The organism is Methyloversatilis sp. XJ19-49 (assembly GCF_024580145.1).
GTDB lineage: Bacteria > Pseudomonadota > Gammaproteobacteria > Burkholderiales > Rhodocyclaceae > Methyloversatilis.
In genome coordinates this window covers 301,337-315,199 of sequence record NZ_JANINI010000002.1, presented here as the reverse complement: position 1 = coordinate 315,199, position 13,863 = coordinate 301,337, and the positions used below count along the sequence as shown (strand labels likewise).

10 protein-coding genes are annotated in these 13,863 nt (G+C 64.7%); 8 read left to right on the top strand and 2 right to left on the bottom strand.

From position 1 onward, the window contains the following. Window positions 1–12: 12 nt before the first annotated feature. Window positions 13–1,395 (bottom strand): NAD-dependent succinate-semialdehyde dehydrogenase, encoded by a 1,383-nt coding sequence (locus NMQ16_RS04100; protein WP_257079219.1) that lies wholly within the window; start codon window positions 1,393–1,395, stop codon window positions 13–15. Window positions 1,396–1,646: 251 nt separating this feature from the next. Here NMQ16_RS04100 and NMQ16_RS04095 point away from each other — a divergent pair, with 251 nt between their 5' ends. The 3 genes from NMQ16_RS04095 (at window position 1,647) to NMQ16_RS04085 (ending at window position 4,781) form a co-directional block, all read left to right on the top strand. Further along, window positions 1,647–3,224 carry an oleate hydratase gene (locus NMQ16_RS04095; RefSeq protein WP_257079218.1) on the top strand — a complete coding sequence of 526 codons (1,578 nt, stop codon included), beginning with the start codon at window positions 1,647–1,649 and terminating at the stop codon, window positions 3,222–3,224. A gap of 28 nt (window positions 3,225–3,252) precedes the next feature. Continuing rightward, window positions 3,253–4,287: an NADP-dependent oxidoreductase gene (locus NMQ16_RS04090; protein ID WP_257079217.1), complete on the top strand. Its 1,035-nt coding sequence runs from the start codon at window positions 3,253–3,255 to the stop codon at window positions 4,285–4,287. A gap of 155 nt (window positions 4,288–4,442) precedes the next feature. Continuing rightward, window positions 4,443–4,781 (top strand): zinc ribbon domain-containing protein YjdM, encoded by a 339-nt coding sequence (locus NMQ16_RS04085; RefSeq protein WP_257079216.1) that lies wholly within the window; start codon window positions 4,443–4,445, stop codon window positions 4,779–4,781. 110 nt (window positions 4,782–4,891) lie between these two features. On the opposite strand, the gene yjjJ is transcribed toward NMQ16_RS04085, so the two are convergent. Continuing rightward, window positions 4,892–6,235 (bottom strand): type II toxin-antitoxin system HipA family toxin YjjJ, encoded by a 1,344-nt coding sequence (yjjJ, locus tag NMQ16_RS04080; RefSeq protein ID WP_257079215.1) that lies wholly within the window; start codon window positions 6,233–6,235, stop codon window positions 4,892–4,894. A 242-nt stretch (window positions 6,236–6,477) separates the two neighbouring features. Between yjjJ and NMQ16_RS04075 the strand changes: the two genes are divergently transcribed. From NMQ16_RS04075 to NMQ16_RS04055, 5 genes are all read left to right on the top strand, one after another. Further along, complete coding sequence (locus NMQ16_RS04075) at window positions 6,478–8,043, top strand: class I SAM-dependent DNA methyltransferase (RefSeq protein WP_257079214.1); 1,566 nt, start codon at window positions 6,478–6,480, stop codon at window positions 8,041–8,043. Between the two features lie 82 nt (window positions 8,044–8,125). Further along, window positions 8,126–9,343 (top strand): restriction endonuclease subunit S, encoded by a 1,218-nt coding sequence (locus NMQ16_RS04070; RefSeq protein WP_257079213.1) that lies wholly within the window; start codon window positions 8,126–8,128, stop codon window positions 9,341–9,343. Between the two features lie 201 nt (window positions 9,344–9,544). Beyond that, window positions 9,545–10,147 carry a nucleotidyltransferase domain-containing protein gene (locus NMQ16_RS04065; RefSeq protein WP_257079212.1) on the top strand — a complete coding sequence of 201 codons (603 nt, stop codon included), beginning with the start codon at window positions 9,545–9,547 and terminating at the stop codon, window positions 10,145–10,147. After that, window positions 10,101–10,559: a hypothetical protein gene (locus tag NMQ16_RS04060; protein ID WP_257079211.1), complete on the top strand. Its 459-nt coding sequence runs from the start codon at window positions 10,101–10,103 to the stop codon at window positions 10,557–10,559. The genes NMQ16_RS04065 and NMQ16_RS04060 overlap by 47 nt, the downstream gene beginning before the upstream one ends. Continuing rightward, window positions 10,556–13,732, top strand: a complete 3,177-nt coding sequence (locus NMQ16_RS04055; RefSeq protein WP_257079210.1) for a type I restriction endonuclease subunit R — start codon at window positions 10,556–10,558, stop codon at window positions 13,730–13,732. Before NMQ16_RS04060 ends, NMQ16_RS04055 begins: the two co-directional genes overlap by 4 nt. The last annotated feature ends 131 nt before the right edge of the window (window positions 13,733–13,863 follow it).

Genomic DNA, 13,863 nt, shown 5'->3' with positions numbered 1-13,863 from the left:
CGGTGTGCGTGATCAGACGGGTGCGGCGGTGTGCCCGCTGCGGACCAGCTTCTTGTTGACGAATTCCTGGATGCCCAGGTCGCCGAGTTCGCGGCCATAGCCCGAGTGCTTGATGCCGCCGAACGGCAGTTCGGCATCGCTCCAGTCGAGGTTGTTGATGAACATCATTCCGGTGTCGACGCGGCTGGCCACGCGCCTGCCGCGCGCTTCGTCCCGCGTCCACACCGAACCGCCGAGGCCGAAGTCGGAATCGTTGGCCAGCGCGATGGCTTCGTCTTCGTCCTTCACGCGATAGAACGACACCACCGGGCCGAAGAACTCGTCCCGGAACGCCCGGTTGCCGGGCGCGATGTCGGTCAGGATCGTGGGTTGCATGAACGCGCCCGGGCGGTCCAGACGCGCGCCGCCCAGCAGCAGCGTGGCGCCGTCCTTGACGGCGGCATCGACCTGCGCCAGCAGTTGCACCAGCGCCGCCTCCGAGGACAGCGGACCGAGCGTCGTGCTCTCGTTCATCGGGTCGCCCGGCCTGAGGGCTTCCAGCGCAGTGCGGAAGCCGGCCAGGAAGCGGTCGGCGACGGCGTCCTGCACGATGAAGCGCTTGGCCGCGCAGCAGGTCTGGCCGGCGTTGTACATGCGGCCCCACACGGCCCACGGAATGGTCTGGGCCAGGTCGGCGTCGTCGAGCACGATGAAGGCGTCGCTGCCGCCCAGCTCCATCGTCGATTTCTTCAGGTTCTGCCCGGCGCGGGTAGCCACGGCGCGCCCTGCCGGCACACTGCCGGTCAGTGCCACGCCCTTGATGCGCGGGTCGTCGATCACGCGGTCGGACTGCTCATACGAAATGAGCAGATTCGTGTAGGCGCCGACCGGTGCGCCGGCGTCGAGCAGCAGCTTCTCGAAGGCGATGGCGCATTGCGGCACGCTGCCGGCATGTTTCACGACCAGCACATTGCCCGCCATCAACTGCGCACCGGCCACGCGGGCGAGCTGGTAGAACGGGAAATTCCACGGCTCCACGCAGAACAGCACACCGATCGGCGAGCTTTCCATATGCGCTTCACCGACCTTCGGGTGCAGCGTGACCGGCGCCAGGAAGGATTCCGCGTGCTCGGCGTAGTAGGCCAGGATGTCACCGCTGAATCTGACCTCGCCGCGTGCTTCATCGATGCGCTTGCCCATCTCCAGCGTCGCCAGCCGCGCGAAGTCATCGACATGGGCGCGCAGCAGCGTCGCTGCCTTGTTCACGATGGCTGCACGCTCGGCAAAGCCGGTGTGCTTCCACACCTGGAAGCAGGACTCTGCCGTCGCCAGTGCGGTGTCGAGTTGCCCGCTGCTCATGTGCTCGAAGCTCTTGAGCAGCTTGCCGTCATTGGGGTTGATGCTTTGGTAGGCCATGGGAGGGTGTCCTTCGGGGTGCGTGGATCGGGACGCCGGAGCGGGATCGGCGTGGCGCGCGCGCCACGCCTCGTAAGCCGGAGAGCGGGATGAACCACGCAGGCTGAATGGCCCCGCTTTCCGGGTCTGTTCGATGGCGTACGCAGTGCTTCGGCGCGCCGGCATGTTGCCCACCGTACAGACCCCGATAGGTGCGTCGCATAGCTTCGATGCCCGGCCATCCGGCCAACCGACCGGACCATGAGGACACCATGAGCACGACGTCGACACGCAAGGCCTTTTTCGTCGGTGGCGGCATCGGCTCGCTGGCCGCCGCCGCTTTCCTGATCCGTGACGGCGGCATGCCGGGCAGCCGGATTTCCATCCTCGAAGCCGGCCCGGTGATGGGCGGCAGCCTCGACGGCGCGGGCGATGCCGATCGCGGCTATTCGATGCGCGGCGGTCGCATGCTGACCACCGACAACTACGAGTGCACCTGGGCGCTGTTCAAGTCCATCCCGTCGCTCGAACGACCCGGGCTCAGCGTGTTCGAGGAAACGCAGGAATTCAACGAAAAGCATGTATCCAACGCGATGGCGCGCCTGGTCGACAGCCGCCGCGCCCGGGTGCCGGTGGCCTCCATGGGCTTTTCGATGCACGACCGGGTGGAACTGCTCAAGCTCGCCAATGCCGACGAAGCGTCGCTCGGCGACAGCCGCATCACCGACCACCTGTCACCCGCCTTCTTCGAGACCGAGTTCTGGTTCATGTGGGTCACCACCTTCGCCTTCCAGCCCTGGCACAGCGCGATCGAGTTCAGGCGCTACCTGCACCGCTTCATGCTGGAGTTCTCGCGCATCGAAACGCTGGCCGGCGTCAAGCGCACCGTGCTGAACCAGTACGACTCGCTGGTGGTGCCGCTGCAGCGCTGGCTCGAAGCGCAGGGCGTGCGCCTGATCAATGACTGCACCGTCACCGGGCTCGAACAGCGGACGGCCGACGGCCCGTTCGAAGTCAGCGCAATTCAGTGCACCATGAAGGGAGACGCGCAGACTATGTCGCTGGACGACGGCGACCTGACCTTCGTGCAGAACGGCTCGATGACCGATGCCTCCAGCCTGGGCTCGATGAGCGCGGCACCGCCCAAACTGAAGAAGGCCCGCAACGGCAGCTGGACCTTGTGGGAAACGCTCGCCCAAGGGCGGCCGTCGTTCGGCAACCCGGCGGCGTTCAACAGTTGCGTCGCGCAATCGGACTGGGCGTCGTTCACCGTCACGCTGAAAGACCCGGCCTTCTTCGACCTGATGCAGCGCTTCAGCGGCAACGAGGCCGGCACCGGCGGTCTGGTGACGTTCAAGGATTCGAACTGGCTGATGTCCATCGTGCTGGCGCACCAGCCGCACTTCGCCAACCAGCCGGCCGATGTGCAGGTGTTCTGGGGCTACGGGCTGTTCCCCGACCGCATCGGCAACTTCGTCGCCAAGGCGATGGCCGACTGCACCGGCGCCGAGCTGTTGCTGGAGCTGTGCGGCCATCTGCGCTTCGACCTGGAAACGATGGACACCGCCAACTGCATCCCCTGCCGCATGCCCTACATCACCAGCATGTTCATGCCGCGCGCGCCCGGCGACCGCCCGCTGCCGGTGCCGCCCGACACGAAGAATTTCGCCTTCATCAGCCAGTTCGTCGACATCCCGCTGGATACCGTGTTCACGGTGGAGTTTTCGGTGCGGGTGGCGCAGATGGTGGTGTACCAGTTGCTCGATATCGTGAAGCCGATTCCGCCGGTGACGCCGCATGACAAATCGCTTCACGTGCAGTTCAACGCACTGGTCAAGGCACTGAAGTAAGCCGATCAACCCCGAAAGGACACGCGCCATGTCGCAAGGCAAGACCGTCAATCGACGCATCGTTCTGAATGCCCGGCCGCGCGGCGCACCGACCGCGGAAGACTTCCGGCTCGAAAGCGGTCCGCCGCCGACGCCCGAAGCGGGCCAGCTTCTGTTGCGCACCGTGTTCCTGTCGCTCGACCCTTATATGCGTGGCCGGATGAGCGACGGACCGTCGTACGCCGCGCCGGTGGAGATCGGCGACGTCATGGTCGGCGCCACCGTTTCGCGCGTCGAGGCCTCGCGTCACGACGACTTCAAGCCCGGCGCGTGGGTGCTGGGCGCCAGCGGCTGGCAGGACTATGCGATCTCGGATGGCCAGGGCCTGACACCGCTGCCCGCCGACGAGACGCATCCGTCGCGCGCCCTGGGCGTGCTCGGCATGCCGGGCTTCACCGCCTACATGGGGCTGCTCGACATCGGTCGCCCGGTACCGGGCGAAACGGTCGTCGTCGCCGCGGCCAGCGGGGCCGTCGGCTCGGTCGTCGGACAGATCGCGAAGATCAAGGGGTGCACCGTGGTGGGCATCGCCGGCGGCGAGGACAAATGCCGCTACGTGGTCGATGAACTCGGCTTCGACGTCTGCCTCGATCACCACGCCGACGACCTGCCCGGTCGCCTCGTCGCCGCCTGCCCGAAAGGCATCGACGTGTACTTCGAAAGCGTGGGCGGGCCGGTGTTCGATGCCGTGCTGCCGCTGCTCAACACCAGGGCACGCATCCCGGTGTGCGGGCTCATTTCGGCCTACAACGCCACCGGCCTGCCGCCCGGCCCCGACCGGCTCGGACTGCTGATGGGCACCGTGCTGCGCAAGCGCATCCGCATGCAGGGATTCATCATCTTCGACGACTACGGGCCGCGCTGGAACGAGTTCGCGGACGCGACGGGCGCGTGGGTGAACGAGGGCCGGATCAAGGCGCGCGAAGACATCGTCGTCGGTCTGGAGAACGCACCCGCTGCGTTCATCGGCCAGCTCGAAGGCAGGAATTTCGGCAAGCTGGTCATACAGGTGGCCGACGACTGAGCGCTGCCGCCCGCGCGGATGGCGTTCATCGCAGTACACTGCGCGCCTTTCGAGCGAAGCGCGGCACGCCATTTCGGCCCGCCTGCACTTCGGCTGGCGCGGCGCCGGACGGTTCATCGCCGTCCGAAGCGCGCGCAATGACTGAAGGAATCCCGATGAGCGGCCTGCCCCCCTGCCCGCAATGCAGTTCCGAGTACACCTACGAGGATGGCGCCATGCTCGTCTGCCCCGAATGCGCCCATGAGTGGGCCAGCGGCGACGCGGCGGCCGTCGAGGACAAGCGCGTGTGGAAGGATGCCCACGGCAACGTGCTGCAGGACGGCGATTCGGTCACCGTCATCAAGGACCTCAAGGTCAAGGGCACCTCGTCGGTCGTGAAGGTCGGCACCAAGGTGAAGAACATCCGCCTGATCGAAGGCGATCACGACATCGACTGCAAGATCGACGGCTTCGGCTCGATGCAGCTGAAGTCGGAATTCGTCAAGAAGGCCTGATCGGACGTTTTCCGGCCGGTGCGCCGACCTGATCCTCGCCAACCCGCCGTTATCTACGCCGTGTTCAGGCCTTGCTTTCCTTGCCGGTGCCGAGGTCTTCGTCGGCACGCTCAAGCCAGTCGTTCGATCCGCGCACTTGCGCTGTTGACGTGACGTTCCAGCGCAGCGACGCAGGGTCGGAATCGCTCGCTGAATCCGTTTTGCGCCATGATCCCGGCGAGGTAGGCGCGTGCCAGCGCCTCGGCCTGACGCCACGTTTCGTTTGCTACGCCTGCGTGAATGACGGCTTCGGGAACCGTGTCGGGCAGGCCACCACCACTGCGCGGTGCGAAGGTCATCGGCGTCATGTCGTAGGCGGGTGCGAGGTCGTATGGACGTCCATACTCGGCAACGAAGGACAGATTGCCGGCATGCATGTCCGAGTTGCCGATCAGCGTGCCGAAAGCCCACAGCAGACCGGCGCCGGCCGCCGCTTCCGGACGGATATGGCCGGCAGCGGCGAGCCTGGCCGCAATGTCGGGCCAGCCGACCGATGCCGCGCCAACGAACTCTGCATCCAGCGCAGTCAGTGAGAACAGCGCCCGCCGTCCCAGACGGCCGATGCGATCGAAGCGTTCGATCTGCAGGAAGCGCTGACCACCGTGGTCGATCCACTGGGTGGAAGAAGCCGGCACGTCCGCGTCACGCAGCGTTTCAAGCGCGACATGCTCGGCCAGCAGCAGGTCACGCCAGCGCTCGCTGACCGGGCTGTTCTCGGGTTCGCTGAATTTCACGATCACATGCCGGGCTCCGCCGGGTGTCATGGCATAGGCGGTGAATTTCGGTTGTTCCCCCCCCGCTGATGATCCCGGGGTGTCCCCCCGGGCCGCCTCGCACGCCAGTCGGGCATAGGTTTCAGCCCTTTCCGCATCGGGGATGGGCGCCGGAACCGGCATGGCCAGAAACCGGTCGCGCGCCACATCGCCGGGGAGCAGATTGCCGACCAGGTCGTGACCATGCGCCAGCAGCGCCCGCAAGGCATGCGTATCGCTCCAGTCGGCCAGTCGGGCCGGCAGCCCGAGTTCAGCACCATGGCGCGCCGCGTGGGCCCGACCCAGATAGCCCTGCGGGCGCATATCGAAGAGCCACCAGGGCAGACCTTCGCTGTACAGCGTGACGCCGTCGGTCTGGCGCATCACGAATCCTTCGGAACGCACCGGTACAAGCGTGCCCAGCAGCTTGATCCGGCCTTCCGCATCGACCCGGTATATCGCGATGTCCGGCAAGCCACGGGCGGCATCCCTCAGCGCGTAACGAATGGATCGCGCCGCGCCGATGCGCACGATGTCGTCGCCCAGGTCGGTCAGCGCACGCGACATCGTCGGCTGACTGATGCCCATGCTTTCAGACAGTTGGCGCGCAGACAGCGGCCCCCCGGACAGGCGCATGCGAATGCTTTCAGCGTGCGGCGACATACTTTGAATGGATTAATGAATAGATATGTGAATATATATCACGTCTGACCCGAGGCCGTCCTCAGGTGCGTCCTCAGGCCCGCCCCGATGTCTATTTGACGTCTATCCCACGTCTGTCTGCCGCGCCCGGTGCCGCACCGTTCCCGTTTGTGACTTTCGCGTTTGTGGTTACAGTCGCGCGGTGCCCGATGCCCGCGCGTTAGCAGGTCAGTCGGCGCACGCCGACCACGACCTGGAAACCCATGCAAGACGACATCAAGAAAACTCTCTGGGCCACCGCCGACAAGCTGCGCGCCAACATGGACGCGGCCGAATACAAGCACCTCGTGCTCGGCCTCATTTTCGTCAAGTACATTTCCGACACCTTCGCCGCGCGCCGCGCCGAACTGAAGCGCCGCTTCGCCGACGAAACCGACGACTACTTTCTGCCCGACAGTACGCCCGCCCAGCTCGCCGAAGAACTCGAAGACCGCGACTACTACCGCGAGGTCAATGTGTTCTGGGTGCCCGAAGCGGCGCGCTGGGAAACCATCCGCGCCGCCGCCAAACAGCCCGACATCGGCAAGCGCATCGACGACGCGCTGTCGCTGATCGAAGCGGAAAACCCCAAGCTCAAGGGCATCCTCGACAAGCGCTATGCGCGCGCCCAGTTGCCCGACGGCAAGCTGGGCGAACTGATCGATCTGGTGTCCACCATCGGTTTCGGCACCGACAGCAAAGGCGAACCGGGTGCCGCGCGCGACGTGCTCGGCCAGGTGTACGAGTATTTCCTAGGCCAGTTCGCCAGCGCCGAAGGCAAGAAGGGCGGGCAGTTCTACACGCCGGCCAGCATCGTCAAGACGCTGGTCGCCGTGCTGGCACCCCATCACGGCAAGGTGTACGACCCCTGCTGCGGCTCGGGCGGCATGTTCGTGCAGTCGGAGAAATTCATCGAGGCGCACGGTGGCCGGCTGGGCGACGTGTCGATCTACGGCCAGGAATCGAACCCCACCACGTGGCGGCTGGCGGCGATGAACCTCGCCATCCGCGGCATCGACTTCAATCTGGGCAAGGAACCGACCGACACCTTCACCCGCAACCAGCACCCCGACCTGCGCGCCGACTTCATCCTCGCCAACCCGCCGTTCAACATCAGCGACTGGTGGCACGGTAGCCTCGAAGGCGACCCGCGCTGGGAATATGGCAACCCGCCGGCCGGCAACGCCAACTACGCCTGGCTGCAGCACATGCTGTATCACCTGAAGCCCACCGGCCGCGCCGGCATCGTGCTGGCCAACGGCAGCATGAGCTCCAGCCAGAACAGCGAAGGCCAGATCCGCGCCGCGATGGTCGACGCCGACGTGGTCGAAACCATGATCGCGCTGCCCGGCCAGCTCTTCTTCAACACCCAGATTCCCGCCTGCCTGTGGTTCCTCACCCGCCACAAACCGCGCCGCCCCGGCGAAGTGCTGTTCATCGACGCCCGCAAACAGGGCCGCATGATCAGCCGCGTGCAGGCCGAACTGAGCGACGACACCATCGCCCGCATTGCCGCCACCGTCGCCGCCTGGCGCGGTGAAGCCGGCGCCGGCGACTACACGGACGAGCCCGGCTACTGCCGCAGCGTGACGCTGGCCGAGATCGCCGAGCACGGCCACGTGCTCACCCCCGGCCGCTATGTCGGCGCCGAAGCGGTCGAGAACGACGACGAGGCCTTTGCCGACCGCATGCAGGCGCTGACCGAAAAGCTCGGCGAACAGATGGCGAAGGGCGCGGAACTGGACCAGTTGATCCGGCAGAAGCTTGGGGGGCTGGGGTATGAGTTTTGAGTGGGCCTCGTTTACTTCTTTGCTGAAGGCGATTGTCGACAACAGAGGCCGAACATGCCCAGTAGGTGATGTCGGAATACCCTTGATTGCCACCAATTGCATCGATCCGAGCAGTCTTTATCCGTCGTACGACTCGACGCGCTTTGTGGCGCCTGAGACATACCTCACTTGGTTTCGAGCACATCCAGAGCCGGGCGATATTCTTTTTGTATGTAAGGGAAGCCCGGGACGAACAAATTGGGTGCCAGATCCGGTGGACTTCTGCATCGCCCAGGACATGGTTGCGGTAAGAGCCGACTCGAACAGGATCTATCCGAAGTACCTTTTCGCTGCACTGCGCTCGTCGATCGTTCAGTCGCAGATCGACAATATGCATGTTGGAACGATGATCCCGCACTTTAAGAAGGGCGATTTCGGCAAGCTCAACATACCTGTCCCTCCGAGACACGCTCAGCACGTAATCGGAGATTTTTACTTCACACTCTCGGAGCGAGTCGCCCTCTTGCGCGAAACCAACGCTACGCTCGAAGCCATCGCGCAAGCGCTGTTCAAGTCGTGGTTCGTCGATTTCGACCCCGTCCGCGCCCGCATGGAAGGCCGCCCCCCGGAAGGCATGGACGACGCCACCGCCGCCCTCTTCCCCGACAGCTTCGAGGAATCGGAACTGGGGCTGCTCCCGACAGGCTGGAAAGTTCGGCCTGTCGGCGAGATCACCGAAACGACCGGCGGTGGCACGCCCGATACGAAGGACGAAAGTTTCTGGCACCCGCCCGAGTTCCGCTGGACGACGCCCAAGGACCTGTCAGGCGCGCCCGCGCCAGTTCTGCTCGACACGGAACGCAGGCTTTCCGCCAAAGGTTTGTCAAAAGTCAGTTCTGGCTTGCTGCCCGCAGGGACGTTGTTGATGTCGTCCCGCGCCCCCATCGGCTATCTCGCGATTGCGAACGTGCCGCTTGCCATCAATCAGGGCTACATCGCAATTCTTCCGAATAGTGAATTGCCGCCGCTGTACATGCTGTTCTGGTGCCGCTTGAACATGGATGTGATCAAGGGGCGTGCCAACGGCTCGACCTTCATGGAGATCAGCAAGAAAGCCTTCCGGCCGATTCCGGTTGCACTGCCGCCGCGCCCAGTCGTCGAGAGATTCACGGATGCAGCCACCGTCTTGTTCTCGCGCCTTACGGAAAACGAGCAGCAAGCCCAAACCCTCGCCACCCTCCGCGACACCCTGCTGCCCCGCCTGATTTCCGGCCAGTTGCGCCTGCCGGAAGCCGAAGCGATGGCGGCTGAAGTGGCGTAGCTGCAAACCTTCACTTCGTACCCATTGGGTCGGTCGGGGCTCATCTCGGGCTGGCGATTGCGAACTTCGCGTACATGTAGTCGCTGATAGGTATGGAAAATGCCGTTTTCCATACATTCAGCGGCCCGCTTTCAGTCACCCATCTTGCATTAAGTAGCCGATAAGGCTACAGTCGAAGCCAATGGAGCTACGACTATGTTGATGGAGCTGTTGTTCGGGAGTTATCGCCAGCGGGTGTTGAGCCTGTTGTTGTTGCATCCCGATTCAAGTTATTACGTGCGGGAACTGGCGCGCCTGACCGGCACCAGCGCCGGCACCCTGCACAAGGAATTGACCCGCCTGGCTCAGGCCGGTTTGCTGCTGCGTCAGGAGCAGGGTAACCAGGTGCGTTACCAGGCCAACCGGGCGTGTCCGGTCTTCCCTGAACTGGCCGGCCTGTTTCGCAAGACCAGCGGCCTTGTGGATGTGCTGGCCGACGCCTTGCAACCCCTGGCTGGCGATATTGCGCTGGCTTTCGTCTTCGGCTCGATGGCGCGTGGCGACGAGCAGCCCGGCAGCGACGTGGATCTGATGCTGATCGGCTCGCCGGCCTTCGCCGATGTCGTGAAGGCCTTGTACCCGGCGCAGGAAACCCTGCAGCGTGAAATCAATCCGGCGGTCTACAGCGCTCAGGAAGTTGCCAGGCACATTGCGGCGGGCGAGCCTTTCATCCGCGAGCTTCTCGCCAAACCCAAATTATTCGTGATCGGAACCGAGCATGAACTTGGAAAACTTGCTGGCGATTCACAAGCTGCAAAGCTTTGAAGCGAGCGCGGCTGGCGTGCAACGCCTGCTGGCGGCTGCCAGCCGTAACCTGGCGGATGCCGGGATCGAGGCGCTCAGTTCGGAAAACCGGTTTGATGCGGCCTACAAGGCCATCATGCAGTGCGCGATGATTGGCTTGTGGGCCAATGGCTACCGTACATCGACCAGCCAGCCCGGCCATCACCAGACCGCCTTGCAGGTATTGCCAAAGACGCTGGGGCTGGAGCGGGACGCCGTGATCGTGCTGGACGCCCTGCGCAAGCAACGCAACCTGAACGACTACGAGGGCGATCCGGTCAGCGATAGTGCCGTGACTGAATGCTGCAGGCAGGCGGCTTTGCTTCTTGAACATACGCAGACGTGGTTGCGCAGGAATCGCCCGGAGTTGCTGGCGAGCAAGGCGCAACCGTGACCGAAGACCACCTCGAACAGGAAGTGCTGGGCTGGCTGGCCGACGTCGGCTACACGCCGCTCGACGGCCCGGATCTGGCGCCTGACGGCAGCCGCCCGGAGCGCGGCCACTACCGCGAGGTGGTGCTGGAAGGGCGGCTGCGCAGCGCGATCGCGCGGCTGAACCCGGCGATTCCCGCGCCGGCGCGCGAAGATGCGCTGCGCCAGGTGCTCGATCTGGGCACGCCGGCGCTACTCGCGGCGAACCGGCTGTTTCACCGGCTGCTCATCGGCGGCGTGCCGGTCGAGTACCAGCAGGAGGGCGACACCCGCGGTGACTTCGTGCGGCTGATCGACTGGGCCGACCCCGCGTGCAACGAGTGGCTGGCGATCCGGCAGTTCACGATCAAGGGGCCGAAGCACACGCGCCGGCCCGACGTGATCCTGTTCGTCAATGGGCTGCCGCTGGTGCTGCTGGAACTGAAGAACCCGGCCGACCAGACCGCCAGCATCTGGAAGGCCTACGACCAGATCCAGACCTACAAGGCGCAGATCCCGGATGTGTTCCAGTACAACGAACTGCTGGTGATTGCCGACGGCAGCGAGGCGCGGCTGGGTTCGCTGTCGGCCAATTCCGAGCGCTTCATGCAGTGGCGCACCATCGATGGGGACGTGCTCGACCCGCTGGGCCAGTTCAACGAACTCGAAACGCTGGTGCGCGGCGTGCTCGCGCCGCCGATGCTGCTCGACTATCTGCGCTTCTTCGTGCTGTTCGAAGACGATGGTGGGCTGGTGAAGAAGATCGCCGGCTACCACCAGTTCCACGCGGTGCGCGCGGCGATCCGTCAGGTGGTGGCCGCGTCGCGACCCGACGGCGCGCCGCTCATCCGCGGCAAGGGCGGCGTGGTGTGGCACACCCAGGGCAGCGGCAAGAGCATCACGATGACCTGCTTCGCCGCCCGCGTGATGCAGGACGTGGCGATGGAAAACCCGACCATCGTCGTCATCACCGACCGCAACGACCTCGACGGCCAGCTGTTCGGCGTGTTCTCGCTGGCGCAGGACCTGCTGCGCGAACAGCCGGTGCAGGCGGCCACCCGGCAGGATCTGCGCGCCCGGCTCGGCAACCGCCCGTCGGGCGGCATCGTGTTCGCCACCATCCAGAAATTCATGCCGGGCGAAGACGAAGACAGCTTTCCGGTGCTGTCGGATCGCCACAACATCGTGGTGATCGCCGACGAGGCGCACCGCACGCAGTACGGCTTCGAGGCGAAACTGAAAACGGTGCGCCCCGCGCGCGCCGGTTCAGCCGATGCCGCCAATGACGATGGGCCGGCGCTGAAGGTGGCCCAGCCGGAGGCTGAGTACGTCACCCGCTATCAGGTCGGCTATGCGCAGCATCTGCGCGATGCGCTGCCCAACGCCACCTTCGTCGCCTTCACGGGCACGCCGGTATCGAGCGAAGACCGCGATACGCGCGCCGTGTTCGGCGATTACATCCACATCTACGACATGCAGCAGGCGCGCGAGGACGGCGCCACGGTCGCGATCTACTTCGAATCGCGACTGGCTCGGCTGTCGCTGAAGCAGGAGGACCTGCCGCAGATCGACGACGAGGTCGACGAACTGGCCGAAGACGAGGAAGAAAGCCAGCAGGCGAAACTCAAAAGCCGCTGGGCCGCGCTCGAAAAGGTGGTCGGCGCCGAACCGCGCATCGCCCGCGTGGCGGCCGATCTGGTCGCGCACTTCGAGGAACGCAGCAAGGCACAGTCCGGCAAGGCCATGGTCGTGGCGATGAGCCGCGAAATCTGCGTGCATCTGTACGACGCCATCGTGGCGCTGCGCCCCGACTGGCACGACGACGACGCGGAGAAGGGTGCGATCAAGATCGTCATGACCGGCTCGGCCTCGGACCGCGCCCTGCTGCAGCCGCATATATATAGTGCCAAGGTGAAGAAGCGGCTCGAGAAGCGCTTCAAGGCGCCGGGTGATCCGCTGCGCCTGGTCATCGTGCGCGACATGTGGCTCACCGGTTTCGACGCGCCGTGCATGCACACGCTGTACATCGACAAGCCGATGAAGGGCCACAACCTGATGCAGGCGATCGCCCGCGTCAATCGGGTATTCAAGGACAAGCAGGGTGGGCTGGTGGTCGATTACATCGGCATCGCCAACGAACTGAAAAGCGCGCTGAGGGAGTACACCGCCAGCAATGGCCGCGGCCGGCCGACGGTCGATGCCGCGGAAGCCTATGCGCTGCTGGCGGAAAAGCTCGACCTGCTGCGCGCGCTCCTGCACGGCTACGACTGGAGCGATTTCCTGACCGCCAGCCACAAGCGCCTGGCCGGTGCGGCCAACCACGTGCTCGGCCAGCCGGATGGCAAGAAGCGTTTCGCCGACAATGCGCTGGCCATGAGCCAGGCTTTTTCGCTGTGCTGCACGCTGGACGAGGCGAAGGCCGTGCGCGAGGAGGTGGCATTCCTGCAGGCGGTCAAGGTCATCCTGACCAAGCGCGACATCACACAGCAGAAGCGCACCGACGATGAGCGCGAACTGGCCATCCGCCAGATCATCAGCTCGGCGGTCGTGTCCGAAGACGTGGTCGATGTATTCAATGCCGTCGGGCTGGACAAGCCGAACATCGGCATTCTTGACGACGACTTTCTCGCCGACGTGCGCAACCTGCCGGAACGCAATCTGGCGATCGAACTGCTCGACCGGTTGCTGCAGGGCGAAATCAAGTCACGCTTCGGCAGCAACGTCGTGCAGGAAAAGAAGTTTTCCGAACTGCTCGCCAACGTCATCACGCGCTACCAGAACCGCGCCATCGAAACCGCCCAAGTGATCGAAGAGCTGATCGCGATGGCGAAGAAATTCCGTGCGGCGGCCAGCCGTGGCGAGGAAATGGGCCTGAGCGAAGACGAAGTGCGCTTCTACGACGCGCTGGCCGACAACGAATCGGCGGTGCGCGAACTCAGCGACGACATCCTGAAGAAGATCGCCCAGGAACTGACCGACAGCCTGCGCCGGAACCTGACGGTCGACTGGTCGGAACGCGAAAGCGTGCGGGCAAAGCTGCGCCTGATGGTGAAGCGCATCCTGCGCAAGTACCGCTACCCGCCGGATGAACAGGAGAAGGCGGTGGAACTGGTGCTGCAGCAGGCGCAGGCACTGGGCGAGGCCTGGTCGGCGTGATTGGCGTGACCGTGTCGGCTGCGGCTGCCTTTCCGCCGCGTCTTGCACCCCTTTCCACCTCTGCGACATGACTGATCAACCCAGCGGCGAATGCCTGCTGTTCGAGAGCGACGATGGGGCGATGCCCCCCC

What these genes read in the sequence shown, in the direction of transcription:
- NMQ16_RS04100 (WP_257079219.1), bottom strand. Translation starts at nt 1,395, where the DNA reads ATGGCCTACCAAAGCATCAACCCCAATGACGGCAAGCTGCTCAAGAGC.
- NMQ16_RS04095 (WP_257079218.1), top strand. Translation starts at nt 1,647, where the DNA reads ATGAGCACGACGTCGACACGCAAGGCCTTTTTCGTCGGTGGCGGCATC.
- NMQ16_RS04090 (WP_257079217.1), top strand. Translation starts at nt 3,253, where the DNA reads ATGTCGCAAGGCAAGACCGTCAATCGACGCATCGTTCTGAATGCCCGG.
- NMQ16_RS04085 (WP_257079216.1), top strand. Translation starts at nt 4,443, where the DNA reads ATGAGCGGCCTGCCCCCCTGCCCGCAATGCAGTTCCGAGTACACCTAC.
- yjjJ (WP_257079215.1), bottom strand. Translation starts at nt 6,235, where the DNA reads ATGTCGCCGCACGCTGAAAGCATTCGCATGCGCCTGTCCGGGGGGCCG.
- NMQ16_RS04075 (WP_257079214.1), top strand. Translation starts at nt 6,478, where the DNA reads ATGCAAGACGACATCAAGAAAACTCTCTGGGCCACCGCCGACAAGCTG.
- NMQ16_RS04065 (WP_257079212.1), top strand. Translation starts at nt 9,545, where the DNA reads ATGGAGCTGTTGTTCGGGAGTTATCGCCAGCGGGTGTTGAGCCTGTTG.
- NMQ16_RS04060 (WP_257079211.1), top strand. Translation starts at nt 10,101, where the DNA reads ATGAACTTGGAAAACTTGCTGGCGATTCACAAGCTGCAAAGCTTTGAA.